Here is a 2,721-nt window from a genome sequence, read left to right on the forward strand (position 1 = left end):
CCTGAAACCCGGGGAGAGGGCGGAGGTGCGGGTAGGCCGTCTCTGGGTGGAGGCGGAGGGGGTCCTCCTCAAGCCCTCCCTGGTGGTGGTGGGTTTTGGCGAGGTGGCGCGCCGCGTCTCTGAGGTGGCTGTCGCCGCGGGCTTCAACGTGGCGGCAATCGGCCACTCGGCGCAGGGCGCTGTATACAGGGGAGAGCTGGCAGATCTTGAGAAGCTGGTATCGGAGGGGTCGGCCGTGGTGGTGGCTAACGAAGGTGGTCACCCCAGCGATGTAGATGTGGTGGAGGCGGCGCTTAGGAGGGGGGCCGGCTACGTGGCGCTACTGGCCAGCCAGCGGAGGGCGGCGCTCGTCGTCAAGGAGCTTCTCAAGAGAGGCATCCCGCGGGAGGCTATAGCGGAGAGGCTGAGGTCGCCGGCCGGCCTCGACATCGGGGCGAAAACCGCAGGCGAGATAGCGGTGAGCATCGTCGCGGAGGTTGTGATGTACTACAGAGGGGGAAGCGGGAGGCCTATGAGAGAGCTGAAGAACCCCTTCGACGTCTTGGAGGAAGTCGAGGGGGTTGACCTCTCCCAGTATAAATGCCAGTGGAGACCTCCGCGTACGCTTTAGCGCCTCTGCGCTAAAGGCTTATCACCCTTCTCGTCATTGGGTGAGGGCCCCACAGCCTCTCCGCGCGGCTCCCCCTTAACAAGTAGGTCGAGGTTGTGGAGTAGACGACGCCCTCCCCGGCGCAGCCCAAGCCGGTGGTGCCGAAGCTGGGCCTCGGAAGCTCGACGCCTATGTTCCTCCACCTGACCCCGTCCTCGCTCTCCATCACCGGCCTGTCCTCCATCACGTGGCTGTACAGCCTCCCTCCGCACGAGACCAAGGCGTGTGCGTAGCCCTCGCCCCCCTGGGCTAGGCGGAAGTCGGCCAAATCGCGGGTGTAGTAAATCCCCCCGGCTGTGGCAATCAGCAAGAGGCCGCCGGCCGGGAGCAGGTTGTGCTGGTCGTGTTTAAACCTCAGCGGCTTGAGTTCCTCTAGGCTGGGCCTCGTCAGCATATGCCCAACCTCGACAGCCGCGACTAGGGCGTCCCCGAAACTCGCCACGTCGGTCATGTGCGGCGGGCCGTGGGGGGAATACCAGCCCAGCTCCTCCGTCAGCCAGCGGAGGTCAACCTCCTTGTCGGCGGCGAGGTCCCGCAACACGGGCCCCTCCAGCGAGGCGTAGAGCCGGCCCTCTAGCTGGACTAGCCGCCAGCAGGACCGCCTGTCCACCTTCTCCTCGGTGGGCAGTCTGTAGAGCCCCTCCCACGCGCAGACGTAGTCCTCAAAGACGTCGTTTACGTCTCTGCCGCGGCAACAGAAGGGCTCCCCGTCGCGGTACACGCCGTCATCCGTAGCCTCTACGATCATATATCCTCGACGTAGGCCCTCCTCTTTATGAAAGTCCCCCTTTCCAGCTCCAGGAAGGCCTCTCTAATCTCCTCCCACGTGTTCATCACAATGGACCCTCGCCACGCGACGGGCTCGCCGATGGGGACGCCGGATAGCAACAAGAGGCGGGTGGGGCCTCTGGCCCTCAGCACGCCGCCGTCTCTGGACAACACGAGGAGCGACATGTCCTCCACGGCCCTCTCCTGTATCCTCGCAGGGCCTCCGAAGTTGTACACGAGAGTCCTCCAGCCCTCCTCCACCTCGTAGAGGAATTCAACCTCCTCGGGGATCTCCGCGTCCATGTAGATCACGGGTATCGGGACGCCCGACACGGGCCCTCCACGACGCCGGTTCCTGGCTTCCTAATCCTCCCCGATATCAGCCTCACGACGGCTCCCTCGTTCTCCTCGGCGCGGTGGAGAACACCGAGGTGGACATGGCCGACGTGCTGGAAGGCAAGGTGCTCGTCTTGGCCTCGTTTAGATTGAAGAGGTGTGTAGAATGCGGGGCTTTGTTCCCCGAGAAGAACGGCGAGTCAAGATGTCCCTCGTGCAGACGCCTCTCCCAGGAGTTGAGGCAGATTTTCGGCAAGTATAGAGACGTCACGCATATATAGCGCAAACCACCTCCGTCTGTGGATTTGTTACAGGTCTTGTTGTTTATCCCCATGTATGTTAAACACGGGTGGACAGCCCTTAACTCGCCCAGGGGGAGGTACCCAGGCGGCTTGGCGGCTAAGGCGGCCGCCGTTTACGAGGCCCTTTTCTACATATGGGCGCTCACCCTGGGCCTCCTCGTCCCCGTCACGGCCTTTTTTGCAGTCACCCACTTCATCGGCGTCCCTCTCTACTTTGGGGGATACCTCTCCCGCTACTCTAGATATGGGAAGGCCTACGCGGTTTTCGAGATAGCGGAGTTGCTGTATCTCGCGGCGCTCCTAGCCGCTGTCCTCCTCAGGCATTAAAAGGGCTTGAATACCATTAGGTAAATCATGGCTAGATACCCGGCGGACCACAGCGGTATGAACACCCGGACGTACTTCTCGTAGCGGTCCAGGCCCCTCCCGGCCGCCCAGAGGTGGATTAGCTCCACTACGCCGATTATCATGGCTATCCCCAGCGCCGCGTGTATCCACAGCGGCGACTTGGGGAAGCCGTATCTAACCACGGCGAGGGTGAGCCCGGTGGCGAACACAGCCAGCGCCGAGGCGAACTGTAGATGCACAAGCCTCCTGTACTTCCCGTAGCAACCACCCCCGCAGTTCTTCAACACGTAGTAGCCCCCCGTGGACAAGCCTCCCCAC

Annotated in this window: 6 protein-coding genes; 3 read left to right on the plus strand and 3 right to left on the minus strand. The window is 62.7% G+C overall.

The genetic code is table 11. The annotated features are described in order from the left end of the window. The coding region (locus tag ACP5J3_RS12640; RefSeq protein ID WP_428496012.1) for an XdhC family protein at positions 1 to 610 on the plus strand (610 nt) is incomplete at its 5' end. Between the two features lie 10 nt (positions 611 to 620). Here ACP5J3_RS12640 and ACP5J3_RS12645 read toward each other — a convergent pair. Continuing rightward, positions 621 to 1,397 (minus strand): hypothetical protein, encoded by a 777-nt coding sequence (locus ACP5J3_RS12645; RefSeq protein WP_428496013.1) that lies wholly within the window; start codon positions 1,395 to 1,397, stop codon positions 621 to 623. Continuing rightward, on the minus strand, positions 1,394 to 1,750 hold the full coding sequence (locus tag ACP5J3_RS12650) for a pirin-like C-terminal cupin domain-containing protein (RefSeq protein WP_428496014.1): 357 nt from the start codon (positions 1,748 to 1,750) through the stop codon (positions 1,394 to 1,396). Before ACP5J3_RS12650 ends, ACP5J3_RS12645 begins: the two co-directional genes overlap by 4 nt. A gap of 83 nt (positions 1,751 to 1,833) precedes the next feature. On the opposite strand from ACP5J3_RS12650, the gene ACP5J3_RS12655 reads away from it, so the two are divergent. Together ACP5J3_RS12655 and ACP5J3_RS12660 are read left to right on the plus strand one after the other, a co-directional pair. Then, positions 1,834 to 2,034 (plus strand): hypothetical protein, encoded by a 201-nt coding sequence (locus ACP5J3_RS12655; RefSeq protein ID WP_428496015.1) that lies wholly within the window; start codon positions 1,834 to 1,836, stop codon positions 2,032 to 2,034. Between the two features lie 18 nt (positions 2,035 to 2,052). Continuing rightward, positions 2,053 to 2,382 carry a hypothetical protein gene (locus tag ACP5J3_RS12660; RefSeq protein ID WP_428496016.1) on the plus strand — a complete coding sequence of 110 codons (330 nt, stop codon included), beginning with the start codon at positions 2,053 to 2,055 and terminating at the stop codon, positions 2,380 to 2,382. On the opposite strand, the gene ACP5J3_RS12665 is transcribed toward ACP5J3_RS12660, so the two are convergent. After that, positions 2,379 to 2,721 (minus strand): hypothetical protein (locus tag ACP5J3_RS12665; RefSeq protein ID WP_428496017.1); only part of this gene is annotated, 343 nt, incomplete at its 5' end. The two genes, ACP5J3_RS12660 and ACP5J3_RS12665, sit on opposite strands and share 4 nt — an antisense overlap.

This window comes from Pyrobaculum sp., assembly GCF_049971835.1.
In the GTDB taxonomy this organism is placed as follows: Archaea; Thermoproteota; Thermoprotei; order Thermoproteales; family Thermoproteaceae; genus Pyrobaculum.